Genomic DNA, 14,934 nt, shown 5'->3' on the forward strand with positions numbered 1-14,934 from the left:
GGACCAGCGGCACGAACACACCGGTGGTGATGATGTCCGAAGCGATCCAGGTGATCTCGAAGATGGAGCGGATGCGCAGGGCGATGAGGATGCCCACGGCCACGATGGCCAGCGTAGCCAGCCGGGACAGGCGCAAACGGGTCTTTTCATCGTAGCTGCCGGGGAGAAGGTCCATGACCAGGGTCATGGCGCCGGTGTTGATGAGGGAATCCATGGTGGACATGATGGCCGCCGAGATGCCCACGAAGACCACCGCCGCCAGCAGGGGCGACATGGAGCTTTCCACCAGGGCGGTCACCACGCCGCCCTTGGGCAGGGTATCGAACAGGACGATGCCCGCCATGCCGGTGAGGACCACGATCAGGTACAGCGGGATGTAGACGAAAAAGCTCATGACCGTCATGCGCCGGGCATCCCGTGTGTCGCGCGTGGCCGAGATGCGCTGCCAGACATTGGCCTGGATCATCCACGAACAGCCGAAGGTGATGACGTACATCAGGTATTTGGGGGCACCTGCGGTCAGGCTCATGAATTCCGGCTTGCCGCTGCGGGCCGCTGCTTCCGCGATGGGGGCCAGACCTCCGCATTCCTGCATGGCCACCACGAAGACGGCCAGGGCGGACAGGAGCAGCAGCACGAACTGGATGATGTCCGTGAGCACCACGCCGCGAAAGCCTCCGAACATGGAATAGACCAGCACGATGAGCGTCTCGGCCAGCACGCCGCCCTCATAGCCCATGCCGAGGAAGGTCCCGAAAAAGTCCCCTACGGCCACCATCTGCGAGGCGGCGGAAAACAGCATGAAGAACAGGATCATCAGCGCCAGCAGCCGCGCCACGGGGCGGGAATAGCGGGCCTCCATCATGGCGCCCTGGGTCAGATAGCCCACGCTGCGGATGGCCCGCGCGCCCAGGCCCATGAGCAAGGTGGCCACCAGCACGGGCACGCCGTAGTACCAGAACGCCCCCATGCCGTCGGCAAAGGCCAGATCCGCCGTGGACAGGGCCGAGCCCCCGCCCCACCACGAAGCGATGAAGGTGATGGACAGGGCCCAGAACGGCAGGCTGCGCCCGGCAAAAAAGTAGTCTTCCACGTCGCTGTTCTTTTTTTCCTTGAGGACGACCAGCAGCAGGGTGGCAAAATAGAGGATGAGGCCGATAAGGGAGGCGGTCTTGAGCATGAGGATTCCGCGGAAGGCTGAAGGTGGCGGGAACGGGAAAGGCAGGACGGTTCAACGGGCCAGGTTGTGCAGGATGCCGTCCAGCAGCGTCATGCAGGCGGCCTGGTCCGCAGGCGGGATGTCCTGCCAGAGCCTGCGGTGCAGCGCTGCGGAGATGTCCGTCTGGACTTGGCGCAGAGCCTCGCCCCTCTGGCTCAGGGACACCAGCTGCACCCGTGCGTCCTGGTCTGAAGGCCGGCGCCGGCAGTAGCCGCGCTCCTGCAGGGTATCCACAAGGCCCGTGACCGTATTCTTCTTGCGGCCTATGCGCCGGGCCAGCGTGCTCATGGGCTGGGGAGATTCCTCGAACAGGGCATGGAGCACGGCCCCGTGGGCGGGCAGCAGATCGGTGATACCGCGGCGGGCAAGCTCGTCACAGATATGCTGGTTGACCCGTTCCCGGATGCGGGAAAGCAGATCGATGATGTCATTGGGGGAGGTGGCAGGCATGGGATTCCTCGCACAGGAAATGGGGCGTTTTTAGTTCGTGGGCGAACTAATCGCACAAATATGCTGGAAAATCAAATAGGAAGCTTTGACTTAACTTTTTATATATTATTTGATATTTATTTATAATTATTGCGAATTATGCTGGTATTACTTTTGCCAGCAGAACAACAGGAAAAAGGCAACTAAGCTACTTTTCCATAAAGTGAAGGATTCATGGATAGTTGTGCCCTTGAGGCCAGTGTTGCGTATGAGGATTTGGTGGGGAGCGTGCTTCATGCTTACCGAGATGATTCCCAGAATTACCCCTGGATAGTGGGGTTTTCCGGTGGCAAGGACAGTACGCTTGTAGCCCATCTTGTCTTTGACGCCGTGATGCAGGTGGCCCCTCGCAGGCGAAACAGACAAATCTATTTTGTTTCCAATGATACGCTGGTGGAAAGTCCCTTTGTGACCCGGCAGGTGCAGGAACAGTTCGATATGGTGCAGTGCGCTGCGGACTGTTTTTCTTTACCGATAACCACCGTCATCACCCGGCCTAAGCTGGAACATACCTTTTGGGTGCTGCTTATCGGCAAAGGCTATCCCTGCCCCAACCAGAAGATGCGCTGGTGTACGGACAGACTGAAAATCAAGCCCACTTCCCAGTTCATCTTGGACAATGTTTCCCGTTTCGGGTCGGCCATTATTGTGCTGGGTGTCCGCAAGGATGAGAGCTCTAGTCGCCGTCAAAGTATCGAACGGCACAAAAATCTGGAGAATTCGTACCTCACACCACATGGCACCTTGCGCGGGGCCTTTATCTATCGCCCCATCGTGGAGCTGACCACCAGTGATGTCTGGTATCTGTTGGGGCATTATGATCCCCCGTGGGGCGGGACGCATGAAAAGCTGATTCAGATGTACCGGGATGCCGAGGGGGGGGAATGTCCCATGGTGTTGAGCCAGGAAGAGGCGCCGGGCTGTGGCACCAGCTCCAGTCGCTTCGGCTGCTGGGCCTGTACTGTGGTCAACAAGGACAAAAGCCTGCAAGGCTTTGTGAACTCCGGGCAGAAAAAATACCAGCTGCTCATTGATTTTCGGGACTGGCTCCAAGCCATCCGCAACGATCCTGCTTATCGGCAGGCGCGACGGCGCAACGGCCAGCTAACCTTTCTGGCTTCGGGAAGAATCATGGGGGGGCCATTCACCCTCAAGGCCCGGCAGGAGATTCTTCAGCGCTTGTTAGATGTTCAGGAACAATACGGCGAGCCTTTGATTTCCGAAGAAGAGACCCGCTTGATCCGGGAACTGTGGGCCACGGAGATAGCGGAAAAGTTTTCACGAGGTTGTGATGAATAACGATGAATTGAAAGATCTGCCTCTGTGGGGAGATCCTGAGACCAATGCTCTGTTTGAACAGCTGTGCAAGGAGTCTGGTATCCCTTCCTCACAGATTCGTGCGCTTCTGGCTTTGCAACGACGCTTCAATCATATGGAAAGAGCGCGCGGAATCTATGAGGAAATGGACAACTGTCTGTCGCAGGGAGAATTTTGATGCGTATTTCCTATTTAAAGCTTGTTAATTTCAAGTCATATAAAAATCAGATCTTCGAGTTTCCCCCAAGCAGAGAGGACAAGAACCTGATTCTTGTGGGGGGATTGAATGGTTTTGGCAAAACTTCCTTTTTAGAAGCCTTGTATCTTGGCCTTTATGGGGCACAGGCCCTGCACTATCTTGGACGGGCCGGTTTCAATCTTGATAAGAAGAAAGAAAATTACAGCAAGTTTTTGAACCGTGCCTTCTGTGGAATTGCAGATACGGACAGTATGTCCATCACTATTGAATTTGTTGACGACGATAATAATGGCTATCGGATTACGCGAACCTGGCATTTTGATAATAATCGCCATTGGGATGGCGATACAAATGATATCAGGGTGTTTTCTGTGCAGAGTGGGGTCTGTCGCCGTCCTGTGAATCCTGACGAATGGGACAATGTATTGGCCAATGACTTTTTGCCAGCAAATCTTGCACCGTTCTTTTTCTTCGATGGTGAGGAAATCAAAGAACTTGCTGCCGAAAGTATGGTCAAGCAGGTCAAAGTCGGTATAGAGACATTTCTTGGTGTTGTTGAGCTGTATCAGCTTCAGAAGAGACTACGTGAGTATAATATAAATAGAGGGCGAAATGTAACAGAGGATAATAAGGATACAGTTAAGCGTCTTGATAAAGAATTGCAAAGTCTTGATTTACGTATCAAGAAAAATGAAGAAAAAGAGAACGAACTCCACGAAAAGCAGAAAACTATCGAGCGGGAGATCCAGCGGGTACAGGACAGAATGATCACGCTTGGAGGTTCTGACGGCAGTATCGCATCCATCAAATCGTTGACGGAAGACATCAATACCTACAGAAACTTGATAGATGCAACGCGCAAAGAACTCAGCGAGCTCCTTTGTAAAAAACTTGCCTTGCACCTTATGGCGTCCACAACGGTGCATTCCTTCTTCGAGCAGGCACGTAGGGAACAGGCGACCCGTCAATGGCGGCGGAAATGTGCCGCCCTGGAAGCCCAGAGAGAGAAGTTCCTGGCCAGCTTTATGGCGATGGATGCATACACGCCACCTTTGGATGAAATCCAGAAAGGACAGATGCGCAAGGCTGTCTGTACGGCTTGGGAGGGGATGTTTTTTCCCATGCCTGCTGATTGTGCGGAGAAGTGTCTACACGACTACTTGAGTGATGACCAATTGAAGAGGGTTAGTCAGCTGTATGAAAAAACACGTGTGGGTCGCCGGGAAATTTTTGCCAAGCGCGATGAGCTTGCCAGCCATGAGCGGCAGTTGCAAAGCCTGAACATGCAACTGGCCAAGCTGGAAGGTCTGGACAGTTCCGGCAAGCTGGTCGAAGAGCTGAAGGCTGATATGGAAAAATACACAGGTTTACGTGATGCCTGCATAAAGGAGCAGACGACCGTCGAAAACCAGCTCATAGCCGACAGGGCGGCCTACCCGCAGAAAAAAGCCGAATATGAAAAAGCCTACCATCAATATATGCAGAATGTTCCCATGCATACATTGCTGGGCAGGGCGAGGCGTATAGAGAATTTTATTGTAAAAATTGATCCCTGGACTGTATCCTGTAAAGAAGAAGCAGCTTCAGGAGGAGCTGACACGAGTTTTTCGAACTCTTTCCCACAAGCATCATGTGGAGCGTATCACGCTGGATGACAATGCAACGGCACATTTGTGGGGAAAGGACGGCAAAGAGCTGGATTTTGACAAATCTGCAGGCGAATCCCAGATTTTTGCAACAGCTCTGATTCTTGCTTTGGCAAATCTTTCTGGCTTGAATGCTCCTATGATCGTGGATACGCCGCTTGGCCGTCTGGACAGCCTGCATCGTGAAAAGATGCTGCAATTCTGGACGGAAACGGACCGTCAGGTGATTTTGTTGAGCCAGGATGAGGAAATCGACAGGGCGCAGTTCGAGCAGCTCAAGCCCTTCATCCTCAAGTCTTATTTGCTAACCCATACGGATATGGGCAAGGGGATCGGTCTGACTGTGGCCCGTGAAGGATATTTTTAGGTAGGTACTTGCCATGCAATTCAGTATCAGTGAATTTTTTCTGACGAAATTTTCCATAGGCCGCAGCGGGGCGAGTCTAACCAAAGATTTTAGGGGGAGGCTTGGTCTGGCAACCAATTATGAGGTGGCCCGTCTGGCCATTGGCCTTTCCATGACGCAGGGGACATATCCTCCTAAAAATGCTTCAGGAAGTGGATTAACCATTTGGAGTGGTACACTGTTCGATCATGATGACTATTCCTTATGGATAGGTCTGCTCATCACCAACTATGTACAGTTTCATCCCGAAAGAGCAGGCAGTATTTCTATGGAGTTATTCCAAGAAATCGTGCAGACCCACTGGGATAATGGTCTGACCATCATGCAGGATGTCTGGGAAAAATCCGGTGAGGATTCAAACAAATTTTGGGATATCCTGCTTCATAGTTATGCGGATATTCCCGATGAAGTGGCGCCCGTCATTGATTCCGCCCCCGATTCTTCCCCCTCTTTTGCCGCAGGAGCCGTGCGCCTCGTACTGGGCAAGGTGCTGCGCAAGAACGGTGAAACGGGTGATGAGTTCGTTCATGAGGTCAACGGTGCAGGCTATGCGCCGCACATCGCCATCATGGGGCAGGCCGGCTCGGGTAAGACGCGCGTCATGACGCATATCTTGCAGCAGATGAAAAAACAGGCCCAGTGTCCTGCCATTTTGGTGGATTTGGGCAAGGGAGATTTAGGGTGTAATAATGCCCTGATTCAGTCGCTGGGCGCTACCGTGCTTTCCGTGCCGGAACAACCCATCCCGTTGGACATGTTCCATGTGGCTGACATGTCCGACACCAACTTGACCACAGCGGCTATGGAAAATTTCCGTGACGCTTTCGCCCAGGTGGCAGGCAAGCTGGGGCCCAAGCAAAGTGATAATATCGCCGAGGCCCTGCTGCCCCTGTTCCGTACCCAGCAACGCATCACCTTCCAGAAGATTAAAGAGACTGTAGATACTTTTTACGCTGACAACGGGCTTTCCAAGGATAGCGTGGTCTCCACGGTTAATAGCCTCACCCTTCGTGAACTCTTCCGGCCGGAGCTTTCGCCGGATGAATTTTTCCGTAAAAGCTGGGTCATTACCTTTGCCAATGCCCGTACAGAGGTCAAAACTTTTGCTGTCTGCCTGTTATTGTCTGCGCTGGACTTCTACTTCAAGCGTCAGCCTGAAGCCGCGCTGGATGCAGACGGCTATCGCTCATTACAGCTGGTGCTGGCCATTGATGAAGCCCGGGAACTGCTAGGTATGAATCATGTGGGCCTGGCAAATAATATTCGCCTGCACCGTTCCAAGGGCCTTTCTGTAATTTTGGTTTCCCAGAGCCCAGATGACTATGACGGTAAGAAAGATGATTATCTGGAAAATATTGGCCTGCCTCTCTGTCTCAAGACTAATGCGGCCAGTCCGCGTAGCCTGAAGAATATGTTTAAGGGAGACGTCAATTTTGCTTCCTTGCAACCTGGGACTTGCTATAGCGTAGACGCCAGAGCCAGTAGACCGGTTTTACTGAAACTGCAATTCGATAACTAGGCTATCTTCCACAGTTAGCGAGCGCATAGAAAGAACGCGGGGCATTGTGCGATGTCCCGCTTTTTCTTTGCCATTTTCCATTTCCTGGAACATCCATATGGGATAACAGGCAAAAAGGAGATGCTTTCATGGACAAGAATGGGCCTGTCTTCCCCTGTCCGCATTGTGGTTCCCGCCATACGGAACTGAGCCGGGCAAGCCTGCCTTTTCTGCCGGAATGGCTGCACCATCTGTTGCCCGTGTCCGGGACATGCCCTGCGCAAGGCAGGATCATCCTCATCTGCAAGGATTGCGGGAAAAGGTGCGTCATGTATATCATGTAGGGGGAGGGCCCCTGCCATGGCGACCATGTTTCCTGCTGATGTGACCTCGTTCCTGACCTCGGGCGAAGAGGCGACCTACAGCTTTTTGCAACGCACGGCCCGGCCGGACGGCAAGTTCCTGTGCTGGTACGCGCCGGACATCGAAGATCGCGAGCCGGACTTCATCCTGCTTTCGCCCGATTGCGGCCTGGTGGTGCTGGAGGTCAAGGACTGGATCATCGACCAGTTGCTGGAGGTGGACGGCAAAAGCGTGCTCCTGTCGGTCAACGGCCGGGAGGAGCGGCGCAAGCAGCCCCTGGCCCAGGCGCGGGAATATGTGGGCAGCCTGCTGACCCTGCTGAACAAGCACGCGCCCCGCATGGCGGACGGCAAGCCCCTGCTGCCCTGTCCCGTCACCGGCGGGGCCGTGTTGCCGCACATCAGCCGTGAGGAATTTCGGGCTGCCGGTCTGGGCGATGTCATGGAGGAGGGCCGGATCATCTTCTGGGACGAGCTGCACGAGGAGTCCCCGCTGCGACGGGATGCCTCGGGCCGCAGTTTCGCGTGCTGGCTCGCGGAGCATTTCCCGCCCCTGTTCCCCTTCCAGCTCTCGGGTTCCCAGATCGACTGGCTGCGGGCCCGGATCTTTCCTGTGGTGCGGCTGGAACTGCCCGTGCGCGGCGGGGCGCAGGCCTCGGCCCAGGACGAGACCATCCGTGCTCTGGACCGCGACCAGGAAAATCTGGCACGCGGCATGGGCGCCGGGAAACAGCTCATCATCGGGCCGTCCGGCAGCGGCAAGACGCTCATCCTGGCCCATCAGGCCTGGAACCTGCCGCGGGTGGACAAAAAGGTCCGCCGTGTGCTGGTGACCTGCTTCAACCTTTCGCTGGTGGGCTACATCCGCCGTCTGCTGGCCCGCAAGGGCGCCAGCCTTGGCCCGGACGGCGTGGAGGTGGTACCGTTCTACAGTGTGTGCGAGCGTATCCTGGGCGAACCGCTGACCCATGCCGAGGAGAGCGCGTATTACGACCTTATCGTGCAGGAAGCGCAGGAACGCCTGCAAGGAGAGCATCCGCTCAAGGGGCACTGGGACGCCATCCTGGTGGATGAGGGGCAGGATTTTTCCCCGGAGATGGCGCAGGTCCTGCTGGCCCTGTTGCCGCCGCACGGAGTGCTGACCGTGGCCCAGGACGAACAGCAATGCCTGTACCAGCCGGAGGACAGCGGCTGGGAAAAAATGGGCATCGCCGGTTTGCGGCTGCGCCGTCTGCAACGCCAGTACCGCAACACACGGGCCATCGCCCGGAGGGCCCTACGCCTGCTGCCGGAAGATGAGCCCGTACCGGAACTGGCAGGCGCGGAAGGGGAGGCCCCCTGCTGGCTGCAAAGCGCCGATGCGCCTTCGCTGGTGCGCGACGTGGCGGATGCCGTGGCCGCACTGGTACGAGAGGGCGTGCCCATGAGCGAGATAGCGATCCTCTACGCTCATTCCCGCATGGAAGGTCTGGCGGCCAGTCTGCCGGAAAGCCTGCTGGAAGCGGTGGAGGCCCGGGGCGTCATGGCCCGCTGGGTGGCCCGGGATGCGACCAGCAAGCGCTATTTCGACATTACCACGGACAGTGTCTGCATCTCCACAATCCACAGTGCCAAAGGACTGGATTTTTCCCATGTCTTCCTGCTGGGCATGGAGCGCCTCCAGCCGGAGAAGCCCCGCCAGCGGCGCCTGGCCTATGTGGGGATGACACGTGCCCGGGAGCATCTGACGCTGGCCGTCTGCGGCCGGGAAGGGCTCGTCCTCTTGCTGGCGGAGGCAGGGCGGTAGCCTTGTGGGCCCCATCCGCTCTCCTTCATACCCGAGGGACAGGTGGCGTCAGCCGGGGAAAAAGCCCCGTGCGAAAGCCCTTGCCAAGCGCCCAGGATTCATCTAAAAGAGGAGAGATGCTGGTGTGGCTCAATCGGTAGAGCAGCTGATTTGTAATCTGCAGGTTATGGGTTCAAGTCCCTTCACCAGCTCCAGGAAAAAGCAAAAAGCCCTTACGGAAATCTCCGTGAGGGCTTTTTTGTTTGGGGTTCCACGGGGAGCCCTGCGCGGATTTTCCTGCTACGGAAAAATACTCTTAAAATCCCTCAAAATAATCTCTGGAAAATATTTTCATCGGTGCGGCCGGGCAAGTGTTTGCGGCGCTATTGGCAGCAATTTGCGCTCGTATCGGCAGCAGGAAGAACAAGATCAAGGCGGGATCTCTCCCGCCTTTTTTGCATGACCGTAATGGGACGTTGGGGAAAAGAATAAGGAAAACAGTTATTGCAACCAACGTTTTCCCTTTCAGGAATTATGGCAAACCATTTGCAAAAAGATAGCATAAATGACTTATGTTGATGCTTATCTTTTATTTTTTCAACTCATTGGAAAATAAAATAAAGTATTCTTCATGATCTTGTCATATAGACTTTTCATACAGTTTATTTTATATTTGTTGGCAAAGACTCCAGCATAAATGAGACACGGCTGCGACAGAGTGAAAAAATTGGGGGCGTCCATTCCAGATACTGGAATGGATGAGGAGGAAAGTCCCTTTATCCGGCAGTGCTCTCAGTCTGGAATTCCCTTGCGAGCAAGGAGGCGTGATGGATCTTCCCCGACCCCTCAACGACTGGTCAAAGACGCATGATGGCGTGCCCGGCATCCCTGTCCGCCAGCACCTGCTGGCAGTGGCCTGCGTGACCGAAGCCTTGCTGCGTCGTTATCCATGCCTGTGTGATCGTTGCGGCATCACGCCGCAGGCGCTGTTCTTTTTGGCAGCGAGCCACGATGTGGGCAAACTTTCCCTGGATTTCCTGCAAAAGTCGTCTGTCTGGCTGGAGCGCCAAGGCCTGGCAGAAAAGGCGGCCCAAGGAAGCTGGAAAACTGTCTATGCCCGCCCCCACCCCCGCATATCCTGCGACAGCCTGCAAAAATTCCTTGCCGATAATCGCCTTGCCAACAAAAAAACTGCCGCATGCTGGGCAGCTGTGGTGGGGGCGCACCACGGTCGTATCTCCAAAGCCTATTCTTCTGCTCCTCTCATCCTCAAGGAGACGGAACGCCTTCTGGAAGAGGAGCGTCAAACCTGCCTGCGCGAATTGTGGGAACACTTTGGGCGGCCATCCCTGCCGGAGGTCTCGGACAAAAACGATCCTGTGCTCTGGTGTGTGGCCGGGCTGGTGACGCTGGCAGACTGGCTCGGCTCCGATGAGCATTTCTTTCCTCCAGACACGCTGCTGGACGAAGATTCCCTGCGACAACGGGCCGGAAAAGCCGTCGAGACCATCGGGCTGGGGCTACCGCCGGTCGTCCAGGGACTGGATTTTGCAAAAATCTTTTCCGGGCGCGCTCCCTATCCTTTGCAAGCGGAGGCCGCGGCGGCCATCGACAGGCCCGGCATCCATGTCATCGAGGCGCCTATGGGCATGGGCAAGACGGAGGCGGCCCTCTGGGCGGCCTATCATCTGCTGTCCCGGGGACAGGCCGATGGCATTTTTTTCGCACTCCCCACCCAGGCCACCAGCAATCGCATGTTCCTGCGTTTTGCGGATTTTGTCCGGCGCGTCTGTCCTCAGGCCGTACCGGCCCAGCTCATCCACGGCAATTCCTGGCTTCAGGACGAGCTCAAGGCCCTGGTCTGTCCCGCCACCCCCGGGATCGAGGCTGATCCCTGCTGGTTCAATACCACCCGGCGTTCCCTGTTCGCTCCTTTCGGTGTCGGCACGGTGGACCAGGCCCTGCTGGCCGTGCTGGCCGTCAAGCATTTCGCCCTGCGGCGCTTTGCCCTGGCGGGCAAGGTCGTGGTCATCGATGAGGTGCATACGTATGACATGTATACCGGCACTCTGGTGCGCTACCTGTGCCGTGAGCTGGAGCAGCTGGGATGCACGGTCATCATCTTGTCCGCCACACTGACGGAAGAGGCCCGCTGTTCGCTGCTTTCCCTGCCTGCCGGAGAGGAAGGCAGGGATATTCCCTATCCCCGTATCAGCGGCCGGGCCGCGAGTGATGTTTTGCCGGAGCGCTGCCCCCCGTCATTGCCGGACAAGGTGGTGCATGTGATGCATCCCGGACGTGGAGAGGCTCTGGCGCAGGCCGTGGAGCTGGCCGGGCAGGGGGCCCAGATCTTGTGGGTCTGCAATACGGTGGCGCGTGCGCAGGAAGATTTCATGGAGCTCAGGCAACGGGCGGCCACCCGCGATGGGGGGCCTGACGTGGGCTTGCTGCACTCCCGTTTTCCTTTTTACCGGCGCGAGTTCCTGGAGCGTGAGTGGATGGCCCGCCTGGGACCGGAGGGAGAACGGACAAAAGGCTCCATCCTCGTGTCCACCCAGATCGTGGAGCAGAGCGTGGACCTGGATGCGGACGTGCTGTTTTCCGAGCTGGCTCCCACGGACATGCTTTTGCAGCGGCTGGGACGCCTGTGGCGGCATCCGCGCGATGGGCGTCCCGTGGAGGCCCCGCTCTTCTGCCTGTTGCGGGAAGGCGTTCCCTGCGAGGAATTCCGCCATCTGGAGGCCGCAGCGATCATGGCCAGCCTGAGGGAAAAGGCCTTCGTCTACAGCCCGTATGTGCTGCTGCGGACCCTGGAGCTTTGGGAACCGCTGGAAAAGCTGACCCTGCCGTCCGGCATCCGGGGGCTGATGGCCGCGACCTATACGGAAAAAGATGTCCCTTCGGGCTGGGAGGCACTGTATGCCGAAGATTACGGCCGGGATCTGGCCGACAGACGGCTGGCGGACATGGGCACGGATATCTGGCAGGTGGCGCTGGATGATGCCGTTGCCCTGAAGACCCGCCTGTCCGCGGACGACGCCCTGATGGTCCTGGCCCGGGCCAGGGAGGGGAACCGCATCGTCCTGCTGGAAGGCGGTGAGGCCGCCATGCCGTCGGATGGCCGCATCTCGCTGGCCGCGGCGCGGCGGCTGCATCGCAATACGGTCCGGATCCCAGCTTCCTGTCTGACCGGGAAGCCACAGGACGGACAATTGGCACCCTATCATATCGACGGCTGCCTGCTGGTTGGGGAGGGCGTCCTAGTGGCGCCGTCCCTCAGGCCCGGCAGGGCGCTGTACTGGGATGAAGACCTGGGGGTCGTCATCCGCAAGGAGGAACGATGAATCTTGTCGATGATCCGTGGATCCCCTGCATCCGGCGGGACGGCATGGTCCGCCCGGCGTCCTTGCGGGACTGTTTCACCTGTGACGATATCGTCGATCTTGCCGTGCGTCCACATGAGCGGGTGGCGCTCATGCGTCTGCTGCTCTGTGTGAGCTACGCGGCCGCAGGCATACCGGAAGATTACGATGGCTGGGAAGACCTGCGGGAAAGATTGCCTTTGGAAGTCCCTGTCTATCTGGACCAGTGGCGGGATGCCTTTGAGCTTTTCCATCCGCAAAAGCCGTTTTTGCAGGTGGTCGGGCTGCGCAGCGCTTCTGCCTCCGGGGACCTGACGCCGTGCAGCAAGCTGGATTTTTCTCTGGCGACAGGGAGCAACAGCACACTTTTCGACCATGCAGCCCTGATGGAACGCGCGTTCACGCCGGAATGGCTGGCCCTGAACCTGCTGACCTACCAGATGTTCAGCCTCGGTGGCCTGATCGGCTCCGTGTGCTGGGGGGAGAAGACCACGGGGCGCTCGTCCTGTGATGGTCCCTGCGCGCCCGGTTCCATGCTGCATACCTTCCTGCGCCGGGACGTCTTGCTGGACAGCATCCATGTCAACCTTTTGTCTGAAGAAGAGCTGCATGACTACCAGCAGCTTGGAGAAGGCTGGCAGGGCAGGCCCTTGTGGGAAAGGTTCCCCCATGGCCTGGATGACGCTCCGGCCATCCGCAACGCGACAGAGACGTTCCTGGGGCGGATGGTCCCGCTCACGCGGGCCGTCCTGCTCTCGCGTGACGGAGCAGGGATGGTGCTGGGCGACGGACTGGCCTTTCCCTCATATACCAGTCCCCAGCGTCCCTTCCCGCCGGAAGTGACGGCTACGGTCATCGCCGGCGGCAAGAAAGACGTACGCTTCCTGCTCGGAGCCCAGCCGGACAAGGCCATCTGGCGTCAGTTGGCGGCCCTGACGGTCAAGCGGCAGGGAGATGGTATCGGGGGCTGTGCGGCCCTGATTCATGGTCATGAAGAACAGGGGACAGACCTTGTGGTCTGCGGCCTTTCCCGGGATCAGGCTGATGTGGTCGATGTCCTGGAGTCCGTGTTCCATGTGCCTGGTGCCATGTTCCAGACAGCGGGACATACGCTTTATGAAGGCGAGGTCGCCAGAGCGGAAAATATCGCCGGGGGGCTGGGCGACGCAGTGGAGCGGTACCGGCGTCTTGTGGACGGCGGCTGGGAAGCACGGCTGAAGCTGGCCGGTCCCAAGAAGGGGGGAGAGTTGGCCCGCCTGAAGGCACAGGCCTTCCGCTGTTACTGGACATCTGTAGAGACGGGGGTGTCCCTGTTGTGGGACATGGTGCGGACCTGCGGTAGTGAGGCCTTTGTGCCAGTACAGCGGGCCTGGTGGGCACATCTGGAAAAAAGCGCCCGAGCAGCCTATGCCGCTGCCTGCGGCAAGGATACGGAGCGGCAGATGCGTGCCTATGTCACGGGCAGACGCATCCTTGCTGGTCGTCTCCGCAAGTATCTGGAACATGACGGGAAGAAGGAGGAGGCATGAGCGCCCTGATGGAATTTTTGTTACGCAACGCGGACAACAAAAGGGTGATGGCCACACTGCGTTGCGGGCTGGTGGAAAGTACCGAGATGCGGGCATGGCCGCTGCTGGCGCATCTGGACGGTATCGGCAGCAGTCAGCGTGCCCGTGCCGTGCGCACGGTAGCGGGTTTGTTCGCCCTTCATCCCCGGGATTGCTCTTCCGGCAATATGGGGACCGTGTGTCGTCAGCTTTGCGGCAGCGATGAGACCCCCTGGGCCAGCGGTCTGGGGGCGGACGACAGTCCGGGCCCCATGGGGCGCCGTTTTCTCTATCTGCTCAATGCCGACAGGGAAGAGATCTGCGGACGAGTCTGCCGCCTCGTGCGCTATGCGGGCAGCAGGGACATCCCCGTCAATTACACAGCGCTGGAAAAAGATCTTTCGGAATGGCCACGGGCCCGGGAGGCCTGGGCCGCAGCCTTCTGGGCCCCCGTAGCTGATGAGACGGCGGAAAACGGGGGAGAAGCGTCATGAGCTGGCTCGTACGCATGCTTTTGGACAGGCAGGCCCTGGCGCGCTGCCGTTTTCGGGACAGCTATGCCTGGCATCAGGCCCTGTGGGAGTGCTTTCCCGCCATGCCGGATGCCGGACGGGATTTTTTGACCCGCACCGACTGGCTGCCCCAGGGCTGCCGGATCTATCTGCTGTGCCGCAGGGAGCCCGTCCGTCCGGACTGGTGCCCGCCGGGATCCTGGGCCGTCAAAAATATCGCCCCGGCTTTTTTGCAGCATGGGACGTATGCCTTCGACCTGCTGGCCAATCCCACCCGCAAAGTAGCGGCCTTTGACGCTGGCGGTCAGCGTACCCGTAACGGCAAACGCCTTGCCCTGCTGGATGAGACATCCCGTCAGGCATGGATGGAGGCCAAGGCCGGGCAGCACGGTTTCTGTCTGGACGGGCCCCTGGCTCTGGATGATGCCGGGGCCAGCATCTTCTGGCGGCGTGCCTGCGCCGGGACGCATATCGGCGTCCGTTTCAGGGGCCGTCTTCAGGTCACGGACCGGGAACGTTTCATCCATGCTTTTTATCACGGTATCGGTAGCGCCAAGGCCTTCGGCTTCGGCATGCTCCTGCTGCAACCTCTTTCCTGAGACTTTTCAAAGG

Annotated in this window: 12 protein-coding genes and 1 tRNA gene; 11 read left to right on the plus strand and 2 right to left on the minus strand. The window is 57.8% G+C overall.

What is annotated here, in order from left to right; all coding sequences use genetic code 11:
* The coding region (locus DESPIG_RS00650; RefSeq protein WP_006003751.1) for a sodium:solute symporter family protein at nt 1-1,180 on the minus strand (1,180 nt) is incomplete at its 3' end.
* A 51-nt stretch (nt 1,181-1,231) separates the two neighbouring features.
* Nucleotides 1,232-1,669, minus strand: a complete 438-nt coding sequence (locus DESPIG_RS00655; RefSeq protein WP_006003753.1) for a MarR family winged helix-turn-helix transcriptional regulator — start codon at nt 1,667-1,669, stop codon at nt 1,232-1,234.
* Between the two features lie 213 nt (nt 1,670-1,882).
* Between DESPIG_RS00655 and dndC the strand changes: the two genes are divergently transcribed.
* From dndC to cas6e, 11 genes are all read left to right on the plus strand, one after another.
* A complete protein-coding gene (gene dndC / locus DESPIG_RS00660; protein ID WP_006003755.1) occupies nt 1,883-3,007 on the plus strand; it encodes a DNA phosphorothioation system sulfurtransferase DndC in 1,125 nt (374 codons plus the stop codon).
* Nucleotides 3,000-3,203 (plus strand): DNA modification system-associated small protein, encoded by a 204-nt coding sequence (locus DESPIG_RS13520; protein ID WP_147589221.1) that lies wholly within the window; start codon nt 3,000-3,002, stop codon nt 3,201-3,203. Before dndC ends, DESPIG_RS13520 begins: the two co-directional genes overlap by 8 nt.
* Nucleotides 3,203-4,879: an AAA family ATPase gene (locus tag DESPIG_RS00665; protein ID WP_006003758.1), complete on the plus strand. Its 1,677-nt coding sequence runs from the start codon at nt 3,203-3,205 to the stop codon at nt 4,877-4,879. The genes DESPIG_RS13520 and DESPIG_RS00665 overlap by 1 nt, the downstream gene beginning before the upstream one ends.
* Nucleotides 4,857-5,237 carry a hypothetical protein gene (locus DESPIG_RS00670; protein ID WP_006003760.1) on the plus strand — a complete coding sequence of 127 codons (381 nt, stop codon included), beginning with the start codon at nt 4,857-4,859 and terminating at the stop codon, nt 5,235-5,237. Before DESPIG_RS00665 ends, DESPIG_RS00670 begins: the two co-directional genes overlap by 23 nt.
* 13 nt (nt 5,238-5,250) lie before the next feature.
* Nucleotides 5,251-6,795 carry a type IV secretion system DNA-binding domain-containing protein gene (locus DESPIG_RS00675; protein WP_040368919.1) on the plus strand — a complete coding sequence of 515 codons (1,545 nt, stop codon included), beginning with the start codon at nt 5,251-5,253 and terminating at the stop codon, nt 6,793-6,795.
* A 339-nt stretch (nt 6,796-7,134) separates the two neighbouring features.
* Complete coding sequence (locus tag DESPIG_RS00685; protein ID WP_006003767.1) at nt 7,135-8,922, plus strand: DEAD/DEAH box helicase; 1,788 nt, start codon at nt 7,135-7,137, stop codon at nt 8,920-8,922.
* Between the two features lie 118 nt (nt 8,923-9,040).
* Nucleotides 9,041-9,116 (plus strand) — tRNA-Thr (locus tag DESPIG_RS00690).
* Between the two features lie 612 nt (nt 9,117-9,728).
* The gene (locus tag DESPIG_RS12645) at nt 9,729-12,245 is read left to right on the plus strand and encodes a CRISPR-associated helicase/endonuclease Cas3 (protein ID WP_050760227.1); all 2,517 of its coding nucleotides are present in this window, start codon (nt 9,729-9,731) and stop codon (nt 12,243-12,245) included.
* Nucleotides 12,242-13,792, plus strand: coding sequence for a type I-E CRISPR-associated protein Cse1/CasA (gene casA, locus DESPIG_RS00700; protein WP_006003776.1), 1,551 nt, complete (start codon nt 12,242-12,244; stop codon nt 13,790-13,792). Before DESPIG_RS12645 ends, casA begins: the two co-directional genes overlap by 4 nt.
* Entirely contained in the window at nt 13,789-14,304 is a 516-nt protein-coding gene (gene casB, locus DESPIG_RS00705; RefSeq protein WP_006003780.1) for a type I-E CRISPR-associated protein Cse2/CasB, read from the plus strand. Before casA ends, casB begins: the two co-directional genes overlap by 4 nt.
* Nucleotides 14,301-14,921 (plus strand): type I-E CRISPR-associated protein Cas6/Cse3/CasE, encoded by a 621-nt coding sequence (cas6e, locus tag DESPIG_RS00710; RefSeq protein ID WP_006003782.1) that lies wholly within the window; start codon nt 14,301-14,303, stop codon nt 14,919-14,921. Before casB ends, cas6e begins: the two co-directional genes overlap by 4 nt.
* Nucleotides 14,922-14,934 lie beyond the last annotated feature (13 nt).

The sequence above is a fragment of the Desulfovibrio piger ATCC 29098 genome (assembly GCF_000156375.1).
GTDB lineage: Bacteria > Desulfobacterota > Desulfovibrionia > Desulfovibrionales > Desulfovibrionaceae > Desulfovibrio > Desulfovibrio piger.